Source organism: Cruoricaptor ignavus, assembly GCF_900141665.1.
Taxonomy (GTDB): domain Bacteria; phylum Bacteroidota; class Bacteroidia; order Flavobacteriales; family Weeksellaceae; genus Cruoricaptor; species Cruoricaptor ignavus.
In genome coordinates this window covers 209,832-225,780 of sequence record NZ_FQYI01000001.1, presented here as the reverse complement: position 1 = coordinate 225,780, position 15,949 = coordinate 209,832, and the positions used below count along the sequence as shown (strand labels likewise).

13 protein-coding genes are annotated in these 15,949 nt (G+C 48.2%); 9 read left to right on the top strand and 4 right to left on the bottom strand.

Annotated elements, in window-relative coordinates; genetic code table 11:
• The first annotated feature begins 14 nt into the window (after positions 1-14).
• From BUB43_RS01080 to BUB43_RS01040, 9 genes are all read left to right on the top strand, one after another.
• The gene (locus tag BUB43_RS01080) at positions 15-2,027 is read left to right on the top strand and encodes a fumarate reductase/succinate dehydrogenase flavoprotein subunit (RefSeq protein WP_073177507.1); all 2,013 of its coding nucleotides are present in this window, start codon (positions 15-17) and stop codon (positions 2,025-2,027) included.
• Positions 2,028-2,047: 20 nt separating this feature from the next.
• Positions 2,048-2,815, top strand: a complete 768-nt coding sequence (locus BUB43_RS01075) for a succinate dehydrogenase/fumarate reductase iron-sulfur subunit (protein WP_073177505.1) — start codon at positions 2,048-2,050, stop codon at positions 2,813-2,815.
• Positions 2,816-2,991: 176 nt separating this feature from the next.
• Complete coding sequence (locus tag BUB43_RS01070; protein ID WP_073177503.1) at positions 2,992-4,491, top strand: TlpA family protein disulfide reductase; 1,500 nt, start codon at positions 2,992-2,994, stop codon at positions 4,489-4,491.
• Between the two features lie 53 nt (positions 4,492-4,544).
• Positions 4,545-5,954 (top strand): 23S rRNA (uracil(1939)-C(5))-methyltransferase RlmD, encoded by a 1,410-nt coding sequence (gene rlmD, locus BUB43_RS01065; protein WP_073177502.1) that lies wholly within the window; start codon positions 4,545-4,547, stop codon positions 5,952-5,954.
• 65 nt (positions 5,955-6,019) lie between these two features.
• A complete protein-coding gene (locus BUB43_RS01060) occupies positions 6,020-6,364 on the top strand; it encodes a hypothetical protein (protein ID WP_073177500.1) in 345 nt (114 codons plus the stop codon).
• Between the two features lie 32 nt (positions 6,365-6,396).
• Positions 6,397-7,965 carry a leucine-rich repeat domain-containing protein gene (locus BUB43_RS01055; RefSeq protein WP_143154005.1) on the top strand — a complete coding sequence of 523 codons (1,569 nt, stop codon included), beginning with the start codon at positions 6,397-6,399 and terminating at the stop codon, positions 7,963-7,965.
• A 348-nt stretch (positions 7,966-8,313) separates the two neighbouring features.
• Positions 8,314-8,787, top strand: coding sequence for a hypothetical protein (locus BUB43_RS01050; protein ID WP_073177498.1), 474 nt, complete (start codon positions 8,314-8,316; stop codon positions 8,785-8,787).
• Positions 8,753-9,400, top strand: coding sequence for a DUF6048 family protein (locus tag BUB43_RS01045; protein ID WP_073177497.1), 648 nt, complete (start codon positions 8,753-8,755; stop codon positions 9,398-9,400). Before BUB43_RS01050 ends, BUB43_RS01045 begins: the two co-directional genes overlap by 35 nt.
• Positions 9,401-9,526: 126 nt before the next feature.
• On the top strand, positions 9,527-12,451 hold the full coding sequence (locus tag BUB43_RS01040) for a reprolysin-like metallopeptidase (protein ID WP_073177496.1): 2,925 nt from the start codon (positions 9,527-9,529) through the stop codon (positions 12,449-12,451).
• Between the two features lie 61 nt (positions 12,452-12,512).
• Here the strand turns inward: BUB43_RS01040 and coaE are convergent, their stop codons facing one another.
• The 4 genes from coaE to BUB43_RS01020 form a co-directional block, all read right to left on the bottom strand.
• Positions 12,513-13,142 (bottom strand): dephospho-CoA kinase, encoded by a 630-nt coding sequence (gene coaE / locus BUB43_RS01035; RefSeq protein ID WP_073177495.1) that lies wholly within the window; start codon positions 13,140-13,142, stop codon positions 12,513-12,515.
• Positions 13,143-13,183: 41 nt separating this feature from the next.
• Positions 13,184-14,050 carry an MBL fold metallo-hydrolase gene (locus BUB43_RS01030; protein WP_073177983.1) on the bottom strand — a complete coding sequence of 289 codons (867 nt, stop codon included), beginning with the start codon at positions 14,048-14,050 and terminating at the stop codon, positions 13,184-13,186.
• A gap of 45 nt (positions 14,051-14,095) precedes the next feature.
• Entirely contained in the window at positions 14,096-15,118 is a 1,023-nt protein-coding gene (gene ruvB / locus BUB43_RS01025; RefSeq protein WP_073177493.1) for a Holliday junction branch migration DNA helicase RuvB, read from the bottom strand.
• Between the two features lie 105 nt (positions 15,119-15,223).
• Entirely contained in the window at positions 15,224-15,901 is a 678-nt protein-coding gene (locus BUB43_RS01020; protein ID WP_227411569.1) for a metal-dependent transcriptional regulator, read from the bottom strand.
• Between the last annotated feature and the right edge of the window lie 48 nt (positions 15,902-15,949).

The window sequence follows — 15,949 nt, the reverse complement described above, 5'->3', positions numbered from 1 at the left end:
ATTTTTCTGAAAATATGAGCACTCTCAATTCGAAAATTCCTGCCGGTCCATTAAAGGACAAATGGAAAAATCATAAAGACCATATGAACCTTGTGGCGCCGAACAACCGCGATAAGATTGACATCATCGTGATTGGCACCGGTTTGGCCGGCGGTTCTGCGGCAGCTACTTTGGCAGAGCAGGGCTATAATGTAAAGGCCTTTTGCTATCAGGATTCGCCACGCCGTGCACACTCTATCGCTGCACAGGGCGGTATCAACGCTGCGAAGAATTATCAGAACGATGGCGATTCCACTTACCGCCTGTTCTACGATACCATCAAAGGTGGTGACTATCGTGCGAGAGAAGCCAATGTTTACAGGCTTGCGGAAGTTTCTGCAAATATCATCGACCAATGCGTTGCGCAAGGTGTGCCTTTCGGAAGAGAGTACGGCGGACAGCTGGACAACCGCTCCTTCGGTGGTGTGCAAGTGAAGAGAACTTTCTACGCTAAAGGACAAACCGGGCAGCAGCTTTTGCTGGGCGCTTATTCAGCGATGAGCCGCCAAATCGGCAAGGGCAAGATTAAAATGTACAACCGCCACGAAATGATGGACCTGGTGATTGTGGACGGGAAAGCACGCGGCGTAATCGTGAGAAACCTGGTAACCGGCGAAATCGAAAGGCATTCTGCACATGCTGTGGTTATTGCATCCGGCGGATATGGCAATGTGTATTTCCTTTCTACCAATGCTATGGGCTCCAATTGCTCTGCGGCGTGGAAAATTCACAAGAAGGGCGCTTACTTTGCAAACCCTTGCTTCGTGCAGATTCACCCTACCTGTATTCCGGTGCACGGAACTCAGCAGTCTAAACTGACTTTGATGTCTGAATCCCTGAGAAATTCCGGAAGAATCTGGGTGCCGAAAAATCAGGAAGATGCTATCGCCATTCGTGAAGGAAGGCTGAAGCCAGAAAATATTAAGGAAGAAGACCGCGATTATTACCTTGAAAGAAGATACCCTGCCTTCGGAAACCTTGTTCCGCGAGATGTGGCTTCCAGAGCGGCCAAGGAAAGATGCGATGCAGGTTTCGGCATTGAGAACAACGATACTAAGGAAGGCGTTTTCCTGGATTTCTCTACAGAAATTATGAAAAAGGGAAGGGAAGCGGCGATGGAGAAACACCTGCACAATCCTTCTCAGGAAGAAATCTACAAGCTTGGAAGAGCCTGGGTAGAAGAAAAGTACGGCAACCTTTTCGTTATGTATGAGAAGATTACGGCGGATAATCCTTATGTAACGCCGATGAAGATTTACCCTGCGGTACACTACACAATGGGCGGAGTTTGGGTGGATTATAACCTGATGTCCACAATCCCTGGCTGTTTCGTAATCGGTGAAGCAAATTTCTCTGACCACGGTGCGAACAGGCTTGGTGCTTCCGCTTTAATGCAGGGCCTTGCTGACGGATATTTCGTGCTGCCGTACACCATTGCAGATTATCTTTCTGCAGACATCAGAACCGGAAAAATACCGACTGATACTGCGGAATTTGACGAAGCTGAAAAAGCAGTGAGAGATAAGGTGGAATTCTTCCTTAGCAACAATGGTAAACATTCCGTGGATCATTACCACAAAATCCTTGGCAACATTATGTGGAACAAGGTAGGTATGGGAAGAACGCCGGAAGGTCTGAGGGAAGCCATCCGAGAAATTGAGGAGCTTCGCAAAGAATTCTGGCAGGATGTAAGAGTGCCTGGCGGAGCCAACGAGATGAATACCGAGCTGGAGAAGGCTTTCCGCGTTGCCGATTTTATGGAACTTGGGCAGCTGATGGCGATAGATGCTTTGGAAAGAAACGAATCCTGCGGTGGACACTTCCGCGAAGACCATTCCACACCGGATGGTGAAGCAGAACGCGATGACCAGAACTATATGTATGTAGCAGCCTGGGAATACAAAGGTGCGGACATCAATGCTGAGGTGATGCACAAAGAAGAACTTGTGTACGAAAACATCGAGGTGAAAACAAGAAGTTATAAATAAGTCGCACAAACCGATATACTATGAGTGCAAAAAGAGGACTTAACCTGACTCTGAAAATCTGGAGGCAGAAAAACAATAAATCTAAAGGGCAGTTCGAAGTTTACAAACTTTCCGATGTCTCCCCAGATTCTTCATTCCTGGAAATGCTGGACATCCTGAATGAAAACCTGGTGAACGACGGCAAGGAGCCTGTAGCTTTCGACCACGATTGCCGCGAAGGAATTTGCGGGATGTGCTCGCTATACATCAACGGCCGTCCGCACGGACCTGATACCGGAATTACAACCTGCCAACTTCATATGAGGATGTTCCGGGATGGAGAAACCATCACCATCGAACCTTGGAGAAGTGCGGCATTCCCGGTGATAAAGGATTTGGTGGTGGACCGTTCTGCGTTCGACAGAATTATGGCAGCAGGTGGTTTCATCTCCGTAAATACTTCTGGTAACACGCTGGATGCCAACGCCATCCCAGTGCCGAAAGATAATGCTGATAAGGCGATGGATGCTGCGGCGTGCATTGGTTGCGGTGCTTGTGTAGCTGCTTGTAAGAACGGCTCTGCGATGCTTTTCGTAGGAGCGAAAGTTTCTCAGTTTGCATTGCTTCCGCAAGGTAGGGTAGAGGCGAAACGCCGCGTGCTCAATATGGTGCAGACGATGGATGAGGAAGGCTTCGGAAACTGCTCAAATACTGGTGCTTGTTCGGTGGAATGCCCGAAAGAAATTTCTATGGAGAACATCGCAAGGTTGAACAGGGAATATATGTCGGCATTTATCGACAGAGGATAATTTTTTACAGATTTTTTACAGAATATTTAAAAAACGCCGCTTGATTTTCGAGCGGCTTTTTTTATTGTGGTGTACGGTTTCACATATCAATTATCAAATTTCAGTAATCAATTATATCGGGAAAATCGTCCTTTCATTCGCTTTTCTTACTTTTGCAAATCGAAATTTATTGCGCAATGAAAAAAGTTTTGTGGTTTCTCTTGCTGGCGATGACCATCGTTTCCTGCTCGAAAAAAACGGAAGTTTCAGGTAAAATCGGTAATGCTTCTCCGCTGGAAAGGATTGAATTCATCGAGGCTTCCGGCGTAGCAGCTTTGCCCCTAATCAACATCCCAGTGAGCCCAAACGGCGAATTTTCCGGCGAGTTTGTAGCGCCGAAAAACGGCATATATGTGATGACCTGTGCCGGACAAATGACGACCTTCTACCTGAAAAAAGGTCAGAAACTGCAGATTACTTCCGATGCCAACGATTTTGAGGGCCAATTCAAAATCAGTGGGGATGCCAAAACAAACAACGATTTCCTGGCTAGTACAGAAAAAAAGTTTCAGGAAATAATGAGAGGCATCAACCAAAATGAGTGGCTTACGAAAGATGAAAAAGCATTCCTGGAATCCGTGAAGAAACTTGAAACCCAGCTGAATAAGGCAATTGACGATGAGGCAAAGAAAATAAATGCCGATAAGGAAGTTGTAAATTATAAAAAGGACGAAACGAAAATTCAGCTTGCCAGCATCGTGGAAATTTACGGCAAGGTGCACGGGCGAATTTCTGGCAATGTGGCCTACAAACCGTCACAGGCACTGCTGGATTATAAAAAGGAAATGACGAAGGAAAATGACCGGCTAGTAAAGCAATTCCCGCAATATCGGTCTTTCCTGCTGGAAAGCATCGGTGAAGATTTCGACGCTTTTGCGCAAAAGCAAAACCCTACGGATGATATGATGATGACGGAGCTTTTCGGGAAATATCTGGAAACCAAAAAAGATTTTTCGCAAATCACGAAGGATTATATGCTGGCAACGGTTTTGGCGCAATTTGACATCAACCCGATGAATGCCAAAAATTTTGACAAAATCACTAAAATTACCGATGAGTACATCAAAAACGGCGAGGTAAAATCTGAACTGAAAAAACTGCAGACCGCTGTTTTAGGATTTCAAAAAGAAACGGAGCCAAACCTGAAACTGCAAACGGCGGACGGAAAAACCATCAGCCTGAAAGATTTGAAAGGCAGGCCAACACTCGTAGCTTTCTACGCATCCTGGAATCCGAACATTGCGGTGAACACCGTGCCAATGCTGAAAGAAGTGGCGGATTTCTACAAAACGAAAATGGATTTTGCTTTCGTGAATCTGGATGATACGAAGGAGCAGTTCCAAAAAACGAGCAGCGCAATGTTCAGCGGCTTCCCTGGGAAAAACTACTGGATTGAAGGCGGCATCAACAGCAAGGCTGCAAGGGATTTTGCAATTTTCGGCTTCACGCTGCCGCATTTTATTTTGGTGGATAAAGATGGCAAACTGGCAAGCCGGCGGTTTTACAACCTTGGCGATCCCGATTTGGTTAACACTCTGGATAATGCCACAGGGCTGAAGGCACCGCAAATTCAGGCGGAATATCCGGCGCAAATTCAGGTGGGCGGAGAAGCGATTGATTCCGCGGCAACGAAATGATTTAACCAAAAAAAATCAGGCGGGCAAATTTGTCCGCTTTTTTGGCGACAAATATGGCGAGAAGAAAGCACTACATTCTGGAAAACATCCGGCTAGAAAATGCCGGCGCAAAAGGTGTGGCTGTCGGGAAAACCGACGAGGGGAAAACCGTGCTGGTAAGCGGCGCTGTACCTGGCGATCTTGTGAATGTGCTGGTGCGCAAAAACAAATCCCGGTACATAGAAGGCGATGCAGTGGAAATCCTGGGAAAATCGCCGGACAGAGTGGAACCAAAATGCATACACTTCGGAGTTTGCGGCGGCTGCAAATGGCAGAACCTGAGCTACGAAAAGCAGCTAGAATTCAAGAAGAATGAAGTAGAAAATAATCTTCGCAGAATTGGCGGGCTCTCGGATTTTGAAACGCTGCCGATTCTCGGTTCGGAAAGGCAGTATTTCTATCGAAACAAGATGGAATTTTCCTTTTCCAACGCACGCTGGCTTTCGCCGAAGGAAATAAATTCTCAGGAAGAAATAGCCGAGAGAAATGCGCTGGGCTTCCACATACCGGGAATGTGGAGCAAGATTCTGGATCTGAAAGAATGCTGGCTTCAGGAAGCGCCATCCAACGAAATACGCTTGGCAGTGAAAGATTTTGCCACGAAGAACGGCCTGGAATTTTTCGATGTGAAAAATCACGGCGGCTTTCTGCGCTCATTGATGCTTCGCCAAAATTCCAAAGGGGAATGGATGGTGGCGTTTCAGCTTTTCCGTGAGGAGAAGGAAAATCGGGAAGCGCTGTTTGACTTCCTACTCGGGAAATTTCCGCAAATTAAAACGCTGCTGTACGCCATCAACCCAAAGGCTAATGATAGCATCTACGATCTGGATTTCCAAACCTATTTCGGCGAAGGCTTTTTAACCGAAGAAATGGACGGCCTGAAATTCCGCATCGGCCCAAAATCATTCTTTCAGACGAATTATCACCAGGCTTTGGAACTTTACCGCAAAACGCTGGAACTTGCTGATTTACAAGGCGGAGAAACGGTTTACGATCTGTACACCGGCACTGGAACCATCGCCCAATATGTGGCAAGGAAGGCAGGGCAGGTCATCGGCATAGAAGCCGTGCCAGAAGCCATAGCCGCTGCGAAAGACCACGCCAAGCTGAACGGCCTGGAGAACTGCACCTTCTACTGCGGTGATATGAAGGAGGTTTTCACGGAAGAATTTCTGGCGGCGCACCCGAAAGCTGATGTACTCATCACCGATCCGCCGAGAGACGGTATGCACCAAAAGGTGGTGGAGCAAATCCTGAAGCTGCGCCCAGAGAAAATAGTATATGTAAGCTGCAACAGCGCCACGCAGGCAAGGGACATAGCGCTGCTGAAGGAGGCGTACACGCTCAGGAAGATTCTGCCAGTCGATATGTTTCCGCAGACGCACCACATTGAAAACATCGCTTTGCTCATCAGGAAAAGTTGATGAAATTCATAAAATGTGGTGGACTATTGTTTAATTTTGCACAGAATTTGATATCCAAAAGTCAAATGAAAAAGTTTATTACTACAATCCTTTCGTTGGCGGCAGTCAGCGTGTTTTCGCAGGAATACAGCGATAGAGTAGGCATCAATACATATGAGCCGAAGGCTACGCTTGAAGTTTTAGGTAAGGCAGATGATGCCACAAAGGCGGACGGCCTTATCGTACCGATATTGACAAGGGCGCAGCTTATAGAGAAAACAGCCTACGGTGATGAGCAGATTGGCACCATCATCTATGTATCTGAGATTAATGGCACGCTGCCTGAGAACAACCCTGCCTTAGCCGCTGTAACGGCGCAAGCCCTGTACTTCTTCGGGCACGAGAAAAAGTGGGTGAAGATGAACCGCTAATATCGAATAAAGATAAAATCAAGATAAATAAAATGAAAAAGTTTTTTATACTGTCCCTTGCTCTTTTCGGCATAGCGGCCTACGCCCAGCAGGATGGAAGAGTAGGCATTAACACGGAAGAGCCGAAGGCTACACTGCAGGTAGTAGGGAAGCCCGGCGTAAAAGAAGCACCAGACGGCGTGCAGCTGCCAAGGCTTACGAAGGCAGAGCTGAAAGAAAAGACCGCCTACGGCACCGAGCAAAAAGGCGCTATGGTATATGTGTACGATGCAACTGGCGATGGCAACGATGCAACCGCTGGCGTTACCGTGCCGTGCATCTATGTGTTTGACGGCAGCAAGTGGAACAACGCCGGCTGCGGAAATGCCACCGTGGATAACACGGAGTACGGCATAGGCTGCGGCCCGGGGCCTTACAGATTTAACTTCAAGGGCAAGATGAACATCGCCAATTATGAATATGCTAATGGACAGGGCGGGCTTTACCATCCCGAAGCTACGGAAACCTGCTTCCCGAACAGCGTGGTAAGCATTGGCATAGGCTCTTTTGAGAATAACGACCTTGGGGAGATTACCCTGCCGGAGCACCTGGTAAGCATAGGGGCAGATGCTTTTAAGAACGCGAAGCTGAAAGGTCAGGTTACTTTGCCGCCTACTGTGGCGTACATCGGGGCAGGTGCCTTCGAGGGTAATGAGATTACCGCCGTAAATCTTCCGCCGGATTTGGCTGAAATTTCTGCGAATACCTTTGCCAATAACAAGCTTACGGAGATTGTAATTCCCGATAGGGTAAAGTGCATCCGCGAAAGCGCGTTCGAAAACAACCAGCTGGCCACGGCTACCATACCCAACAGCGTGGAGTGCATTATGGATGCTGCATTTAAAAACAACCAGCTTACGCAAATAAATCTACCGAAGCCTGACGAGAATAACTACCCGCCTTTGTACAAGGGATTAACGGAGCTGGGCCCGGAAGCTTTCCGGGACAACCTGCTGCAAAGCGTGGCGATACCTTCCAGCCTTAGGGAAATACCTGATATGGCCTTCTTTAATAATAAGCTTACCAGCGTGGAGTTTCAGCCGGGCATCCTTGAGTATATCCGACAGGAAGCATTTGCACAAAACCTGATTGCGGGGGAATTTAAAGCACCTGCCAACTTAGTGGTAATTGAAGGGGGAGCATTTGCGAAAAATAAGCTGACGAAGGTAGATCTATCACAACTCAACGGTACCATAGGAGAGAAAGTGTTTGGGCACAATGAAATTACCGAAGTGATATTCAGCAAGGCGCTTACGCAAATACCGCGCGAGGCTTTTGCTGATAACAAGATTGCCGATGTACGGCAGAAGACGGCTACACAGGGGAAAATCACCTGGCCAACTGCTGATTTTAGGATTCTGCAAGGTGCCTTTGTTAATAATGAATTTAATACTGGCTACATCATTTATATGCCGGATAATGCAAAAAGGCTTGACGGAGGTGTATTCACAAGGAAGGATAATACGAATGTAGCCGGGGCCTCCATCAAGAGTGGCACAGTATATACTGCCACGGGTAACAAAACTTTCCCTATTAATGGCACGCCTACCATAAGGCCATAGCCAGAGAAATTAGTATAAACGCCACGGCAAAGCGCCGTGGTTTTTTTGTTTCCTGCCCGGGAATTTCGGAAAAGGTTTTAAGGCTTTTAAACAAAACAAAACGGCGCCCACCAAAAAACACATAAGAGTTTTATAAAAAAGACTTGAGAGTTTTCATTAAAAGACTTAAGAGTTTTTATTAAAAGACACGGGTGTTTTTACAAAAAGCTGCGCAGGTTTTTGTAGCTCTTTAGTCATCGGCGTTTCCAGAGGCTAAAAAACAAACGGAAAAAATGTGTTTTTCGTAGGGTATTTAGCGTGCTGGTTGGGGCATATCAACAATCAGCTGTCAATCATTATCTTTGGAAAATGAAAAAATTGGGGATGTTCTTTGTATTAATGCTGGGCATATTTGCGGCATCCTGCGCCGGTGATGATGATATCTGCCTGCACAGCGAGGGCACGCCTCGCCTTAAAATGAAATTTAAAGACTCCGCAGGTAGGCTTGCCACTCTGGATTCCCTCTACATCTCCGCAGACTATGGCGGCGGTACCCAGGCGGTAGTACAGGCGGCAAGGGTGGATTCTGTGCTCGTGCCTCTCCGTATCGATGGCTCCGGGAGCACGCTGCTGGAGATACGCAGGAGAAAAGCGGAAATGCCCGCGCGCCTGCAGCTGGAGTACGCTGAGCAGGCAGAGTATGTGTCGCCAGCCTGCGGTATCCGCAAGCTCTACCGGGATGTTCGGTACCAGCTGCATCCTGCTGCGGGAGCAAGAGCGGCTGAGCCAGCGCAAAATGAAATAACCGATGAGATACGCACGCACCTATATATTACTTTTTAGCCTGGTTTCTGCAGCGGCATTTCCGCAAAATGCTGAGCGGAAGAAGGCAGAGGCTTTTCGCCTAATGGCAGGGTTAGATGTAGCGAATGCGGGCATCTCGCTGTTCTCCGATCGCAAGATTTTCCAGGGATATGTCTCTGCGAAAGTTTCGGGCGACATCCACGCCAATGTGGAAGCCGGCCACGAAAAGAATATTTACAATAAAAACGGCTACGACGCCGAGGCTATGGGGCCATTCGTAAAGCTGGGTGCCTTCTATATGCTGGCGAAGGACAGCGAAAATGACCTGAACGGCTTCTTTGCAGGGGCAAATCTGGCAGCATCCTTCTACCGGCAGCATTACTTCAAAATCCCCGTGCGGGGCTTCCAGGGGCAGGAGTATTTTCTGGAAATGCCCAAGGCTGCGCAATCCTCCTACTGGGTGGAGGCCAATGTAGGGGGGAGGGTGCAGCTGTTTAAATCGCCATTTTATATTGATTTGCGTGCGCAGCCAAAATATTTGGTCTACAGCGTAAAGCAGGAGAATATCAAACCGATGATAGTACCAGGCTTCGGCAAATCTTCTGGCCGGTTTAATTTTGGGTTCTCCTGGAATTTGTCTTATAAATTTTAAATCAGGGTCAGCGCGTATCCTTCCGGGATGTTGCTGAATCACCGTTTGTCTATGGTTGAAAAAATTAACAATTTTTTTATATTGTATTGAAATTTTATTTACATTTGAGAACTAAAATTTAAATTTATGAAGAAAATATTTACAGGAGTCCTGGCGTTCACTGCTGCTGCCACAGCGTTTGCGCAGTGGTCGCCGGCGGTGCCTACTGGTGAGAGCCGCAGGGCTACCGGGGCAAAAAGTTTCTACAGCCTGGATATAGGCAAAATACGCGCACAGCTAGCCACTGCCGAGCCGCAGGGGAGAAACGCGAAGGCAGTGGAGGTGTCCATCCCCACGCTGGAGGGCAGGGTGGAGCGCTTCCGGGTATACAGCTTCCCAGTAGTGGCGGAGTCTCTGGCAAAGCGCTATCAGCTTGGCTCGTATGTAGGCGTAGGTGTGGATGATCCGAAGAAATATGTGAGGTTTTCCGTAGCGCCGAACGATTTCCAGGCGATGATAGTGAAAGATGGAAAATACCAGTTCGTAGAGCCGCAGAATGCGGATAAATCCGTATACGGAGTATTTGCCAAAACCAACTTTACGGAAGGAAGTGCTTTCGTATGCAACACAGAGGAATCTCCGGCAAGCCAGAAACAGATGGAAAACCTGAAGGCCGGTGGTAATGTTTTGGGTAACGACCCTACCGATTTCAGCAAATCTTCAGACAAAAAATACCGCACGCTGAGGCTTGTAATCTCTACCACTGGCGAGTATACGCAATTGTTCGGCAGCGTGGAGGCGGCGCTGGCGCAGGTAAATGCGACGCTAACCCGCGTAAACGGCGTGTACGAAAGGGAGATGGCGCTGCACCTTAATCTTCAGGATTATCCGCAGCTTATTTATACCGATCCTGCCACGGATCCTTATTCCTCTGTAGCCGGAGGTGCGCCGGATTCTTGGACCACGGAGCTCCAGAAGACGCTTACCAATGTGGTAGGTGAGGAGAATTACGATATTGGCCACCTCTTCGGCCACGATGGCGGCGGCGGTAATGCCGGCTGTATCGGGTGTATCTGCGAATCTCCAACCCCGAACAATCCAAGAAGAAAGGGCTCTGCATATACATCGCCTGCAGACAAGAAACCTTATGGTGATAGTTTCGATATAGACTATGTTGCACACGAGATAGGCCACCAGCTGGGTGCTAACCATACTTTCAGCCACAGGCTAGAAAGCGCCGGGGTAAATGCTGAGCCGGGTTCCGGAAGTACCATTATGGGCTATGCAGGGATTACCTCGCAGAATGTCCAAGATCACTCGGATCCGTACTTTCACACGCTCAGCATCCGCCAGATACAGGATAACCTTATTGCAAAAAGCTGCGATGTGGAAACCCCGCTTGACAACCAGCCGCCTGTAGTAAAAGCAATGGCGGATATCAACATCCCGAAAGGTACGGCTTTCTTCCTTACTGCAGAAGCATCCGATGCGGAGGGCGACCCCCTACTCTACAGCTGGGAGCAGGTAGACAACGCCAGGACGGCCACTACCAGCACCAACATAGGTAAGCTTTCCAGTGGTCCAAACTTCCGCGTCTACAATCCCGATCCCTCGCCGGTGCGATACTTCCCTAAATTTGAATCCGTAATGAACGGCGTGCTGGACAACAGCAAACGCACCTGGGAGGCAGTATCCACTGTGGCACGCGAGATGAACTTCGCCGCCCTCGTGAGGGAAAACGATCCCGCAAAGAACATTCGCCAGACTCAGTATGCAACGCAGAAAGTAGTTGTGGGCAAGGACGGGCCTTTCCTGGTGACAACCAAAAGAGTTTATAACGACATAGCGTCAGCACCAATAGAGTGGGATGTCGCCAATACAGCCGCTGCACCTTACAATGTTCAGAATGTAAGGATAGACTATACTGAAGATAACGGCAAAACCTGGGTGGTACTTGCCGACTCTACTCCGAATGACGGAAAGGAGAATTTTGACCTGAGATTTCTGCAGGAAGGCAAGAGGATAAAAGTAAGAATATCTGCTATCGGGAATGTGTTCTATGCCGTGAAGGAACTGGAAGCTAAAAAATTCCCGACTTCCGCGCCAAACTGCGTAACGCTCACAGGCCCTGCTAACAATGCTGATAATGTGAACTACCGCGAGGTAAAACTCAGCTGGACGGCTGCGCAGGGAGGAGAGATGGTGGATTCTTACGATGTTTACCTCGATACCAAAGAAAATCCTACCACACTGCTCGCCAGCACAGCGGCACTTTCTTTATCAAAAAAAGATCTGAAGCCTTCAACCAAATACTACTGGAAAGTAGTTCCGAAAAATGATTTCGGAGCCAATACCGCCTGCGAGGTCTACAGCTTTACTACCGTGGAGCAGCAGTACTGCGAGGCATCGGCAAACAACGCAAGCTACGAGAGAATCAGCAATGTTAAATTTGCAGATATAGATAACAGCTCCACCTCCACCGCAGGCTACGAAAACTTTGCATCGGTAGTAGCAAATGTAGCAGCCGGGGGCACATATACACTCACGGTGACGAGCGCAAAATCCAGCATTATGGATCAGGTCGCAGTTTGGATAGATACCAATAATAATAAAGTGTTTGAAGAAAATGAAATGCTATTGCTTACCCCGAAAGGAAAATCTCCGTGGACCGGCGAGATTACCATACCTTCCACAATGGCAAAAGGCACTAAAACTGGTATGCGCATCCGCCTGCAGGATTCCAGTATAAATTCCACCTTCCAGCCTTGCGGATCCCACTCATATGGCCAGGTGGAGGATTACAGCATCTATATTGCTCAGGGGCTTGCCACAGGCGAAGCGGACGCGGGTACTGTAATAAAAGTATATCCTAACCCCGCGGAAAGCCAGATCGCGCTGAGCGGCGTACCTGCCAATGCCCGCTACAGCATCTTCGGTATGAATGGTACGCTGGTTTCCAGAGGAGTGCTTTCTGCCGGTAAAGCGGATGTTTCCGCCCTGCCGAAAGGTACTTACTTAATTTCTGTGGAAGACGGGGATAAGAAATCCACCGCGAAATTCATCAGAAAGTAATTGAGGATGTTTTAATACAAATGGCTGTCCTTTCGGGGCAGCCATTTTTTATTTTTAATTTTTAAAAATCCTCCAGCTCGGTTAAAAATTTAGAAACTTCCTCTTCCAGGGCTTCCTGGGTATCATTGTTGTAAATGATAAAATCCGCCTTCTTGATTTTCTCCTTCTCCGGCATCTGGTTTTCCATCACGGCCTCCACCTCGCGGTAGGTTTTCCCGTCTCGGTCCATCACGCGCTTTATGCGCAGTCTGTCGTCCGCGGTTATCAGCAGGCTTTTGAAACAATTTTCATCTAGGCCAAGCTCAAACAAAAGAGCGGTTTCCTTAAAAACAAACCTCGAAGATTGCGCCGAAAGCCACTTCTCAAAATCCTGCCGAACTGCAGGGTGTATCAGGCTGTTGAGATTTTCAAGCAAATCAGGCCTCTCAAATACCTGGGCAGAAACGAATTTTCTGTTGTAAAGGCCGCTCTCGTCGTAGGCTTCTGCACCCAGCAGCGAGATGATTTTTTCTCTCAGCACGGCATCATCATTTACGATGCTTTTCGCACGCCCGTCAGAGTAATAAACCGGGAAGCCCGAACGCTCGATGATATTGGCGGCAGTAGTTTTTCCGGACCCGATACCGCCCGTCAGTCCGATGATCTTGGGTTCGGGCTCCGGCTTTGCCGATCGCCCTTCGCTGTTTTCCATTTGCTAAATTTGAAAAATCAAAGTTAAAAAAATTAAAGCAATCACCCACCGAAAACTTCTGAGAAGGAAAAAACCTCGTCCAGCCGCGCGCCCTTTTCCGTCATTTTTACAGTGGCGAGTTCATTATGCGCATCGTGTTCGAAGAAAAGAAGGTAATTATTTTCCGCACACATTTTCAGGAACTCATCTTTCTCATCCATTGTGAGCAGCGGGCGCGTGTCGTAGCCGGGGATGTACACCAGCGGGATATGCCCGGTTGTGGGGATGAGATCTGCCGTGTAGATGACTGTTTTCCCCTGATAATGTACCATCGGCAGCATCTGCTTCTCGGTATGCCCGTCTACAAAAAAAATGTCCATTTTCAATTCCGGCGCAGAAACTTTATTCCCGTCTTTCGGGAGCGGAACGAAATTCAGCTGTCCGCTTTCCTGCATCGGCAGGATGTTTTCGGGCAAAAAACTTGCCCTCTCCCGTGGGTTTGGCTTCGTTGCCCACTGCCAGTGCGCCTCATTGCTCCAGAATTTCGCATTTTTAAATGCCGGGCGGTAGGCGGAATTGTCCTCATCCCATTCTATCGCGCCGCCGCAGTGGTCGAAATGGAGATGCGTAAGGAAAACATCCGTAATATCATCCCGGTGGAAGCCGTATCTGGCAAGCTCATTATCCACATTTTCCCCGCCCCAGAGCGCGTAGTGCCCGAAGAACTTCTCATCCTGCTTGTCTCCCAGCCCGGTATCCACCAGGATGAGTTTCTCACCATCTTCTATCAGCAGCGAGCGGCAGCCCAGATCGATGAGGTTCCGCTCATCGGCAGGGTTGGTTTTTTGCCAAAGACTTTTGGGCACCACGCCGAACATAGCGCCGCCGTCCAGCTTAAATTTCCCGCACTGTACAGTGTAAAGTTTCATTTTAAATTTTTTTTTAAAGTTAAAAAACTTTCCCTCTTGGAACATTCAAAAAAGTTCTCCTAAGTTTCCGTTTCTACTGAGGCCGAGGTGTCTGTAGGCTTTCTCGGTTACTTCCCGCCCTCGGGGGGTGCGGATAATGAAGCCCTGCTGTATGAGGTAGGGCTCATAGACCTCCTCCAGCGTTTCCGAATTCTCGCCGATGGAGGTCGCCAGTGCAGAGATGCCCACCGGTTTCCCGCGGAAATTCTCGATCATCGTGTGCAGGATTTTATTGTCCATCTCATCCAGCCCAAACTCATCCACATTCAGCGAATCCAGGGCAAATCGGGTGATATTAATTTCCACATTCCCGTTACCCTTTATCTCTGCAAAATCCCGCACCCTGCGCAGCAGGGCGTTGGCAATTCTCGGCGTCCCGCGGCTCCGTCTTGCAATCTCGATGGCGGCATTTTCCTGGATGGGGATCTCCATCACTCTTGCGCTCCGCTGGATGATGGTGGAGAGGAGTTCGATGCTGTAATACTCCAGCCGGCTCTGGATGCCGAACCGCGCCAGCAGAGGTTTGGTGAGCATTCCGCTACGGGTGGTAGCGCCCACGAGGGTAAAGGGATTCAGCCCGATCTGTACGCTGCGCGCGTTTGGGCCGGTCTCCAGCAGGATGTCGATTTTAAAATCCTCCATCGCGGAGTACAGGTATTCCTCCACCACGGGCGAGAGGCGGTGAATTTCATCGATGAAGAGCACATCATTCTCCTCCAGATTGGTGAGAAGGCCTGCCAGATTACCTGGCTTGTCCAGCACAGGCCCCGAAGTCATCTTAAACCCTACGCCCAGCTCATTGGCGATGATGTGCGCCAGCGTCGTCTTCCCCAGGCCCGGCGGCCCGTGCAGCAGGGTATGATCCAGAGGCTGGCCGCGGCGCTTCGCGGCAGCCACGAAGACTTCAAGATTATCCAGCGTCTTGCGCTGCCCTGCAAAATCAGCGAAACTTTGCGGGCGAATCTGCGCCTCGAGCTGCAGCTCATCATCGGAAAAATTTTCTTTATCAGGATGAAGGAAATCAGGCATCGGGAAGTTTAAGCAAAGATAAATGTTTTAGCGGTTTGAGACTTCGTTACTGTTGTTAGCACAAGACATTGCTACACTGTTACATTCGTTCATTGTTACATTAAATTAAACTTCCACCACAAAAATATTTTCTGCTACTTTTTCGCTGATGATTTTCTCATCGCCGTTGATTTTCAGAGTGGTTTGTCCGTCAAAGTTTTCGCGGGAAATCAGCTGAAACTCTTTGCCGATAACAATCCCCACGCTTTCCACATATTGCAGAAATTCGGCATTCACATCCTTTACCGCCACCACCCTGAAATTTTTGCCCACTTCTACTTCTGTTAATTTTTTACGAATTACTTTTTCAATCCTGCCGGAACTGTCTGGAATTGGATCGCCGTGAGGATCAAAGTTAGGGTAATCTAAAAATTTATCCAAAGCGGAAATCAGTTTTTCAGAATGAATATGTTCCAGTTCTTCCGCCACTTCGTGAATTTCTTCCCAACCGAAACCCAATTTCTGATAAAGGAAAGTTTCCCAAAGCCTGTGTTTCCTAATGGTTTGTATTGCCAAACTTTGGCCTTTCTTGGTGAGTTTTATTTTGCCGTATTTTTCATAATCCACCCAATCTTTATCCTTCAGCCGCTTCAGCATTTCGTTTACGGATGCCGGTTTTATGCCGAGATATGCAGCAACCTGGTTGGTTCCCGCTTCAGAATTTGGTGCATTTTGTGCTAGCGTGAAAATGGCTTTCAGGTAATTTTCTTCAGTGCTTGACCTTCCCATTGGAATTACTTTCATCAAATTTAAAAAAAATTATTTTAGCAAATTATTTAGGTTTTCCTAACT

Excerpts from the sequence above, each read along its gene's own strand:
- BUB43_RS01075 (WP_073177505.1), top strand. The coding sequence starts at position 2,048 with ATGAGTGCAAAAAGAGGACTTAACCTGACTCTGAAAATCTGGAGGCAG.
- coaE (WP_073177495.1), bottom strand. The coding sequence starts at position 13,142 with ATGGAAAACAGCGAAGGGCGATCGGCAAAGCCGGAGCCCGAACCCAAG.
- BUB43_RS01060 (WP_073177500.1), top strand. The coding sequence starts at position 6,020 with ATGAAAAAGTTTATTACTACAATCCTTTCGTTGGCGGCAGTCAGCGTG.
- BUB43_RS01050 (WP_073177498.1), top strand. The coding sequence starts at position 8,314 with ATGAAAAAATTGGGGATGTTCTTTGTATTAATGCTGGGCATATTTGCG.
- BUB43_RS01045 (WP_073177497.1), top strand. The coding sequence starts at position 8,753 with ATGAGATACGCACGCACCTATATATTACTTTTTAGCCTGGTTTCTGCA.
- BUB43_RS01055 (WP_143154005.1), top strand. The coding sequence starts at position 6,397 with ATGAAAAAGTTTTTTATACTGTCCCTTGCTCTTTTCGGCATAGCGGCC.
- ruvB (WP_073177493.1), bottom strand. The coding sequence starts at position 15,118 with ATGCCTGATTTCCTTCATCCTGATAAAGAAAATTTTTCCGATGATGAG.
- rlmD (WP_073177502.1), top strand. The coding sequence starts at position 4,545 with ATGGCGAGAAGAAAGCACTACATTCTGGAAAACATCCGGCTAGAAAAT.
- BUB43_RS01030 (WP_073177983.1), bottom strand. The coding sequence starts at position 14,050 with ATGAAACTTTACACTGTACAGTGCGGGAAATTTAAGCTGGACGGCGGC.
- BUB43_RS01070 (WP_073177503.1), top strand. The coding sequence starts at position 2,992 with ATGAAAAAAGTTTTGTGGTTTCTCTTGCTGGCGATGACCATCGTTTCC.
- BUB43_RS01080 (WP_073177507.1), top strand. The coding sequence starts at position 15 with ATGAGCACTCTCAATTCGAAAATTCCTGCCGGTCCATTAAAGGACAAA.
- BUB43_RS01020 (WP_227411569.1), bottom strand. The coding sequence starts at position 15,901 with ATGAAAGTAATTCCAATGGGAAGGTCAAGCACTGAAGAAAATTACCTG.
- BUB43_RS01040 (WP_073177496.1), top strand. The coding sequence starts at position 9,527 with ATGAAGAAAATATTTACAGGAGTCCTGGCGTTCACTGCTGCTGCCACA.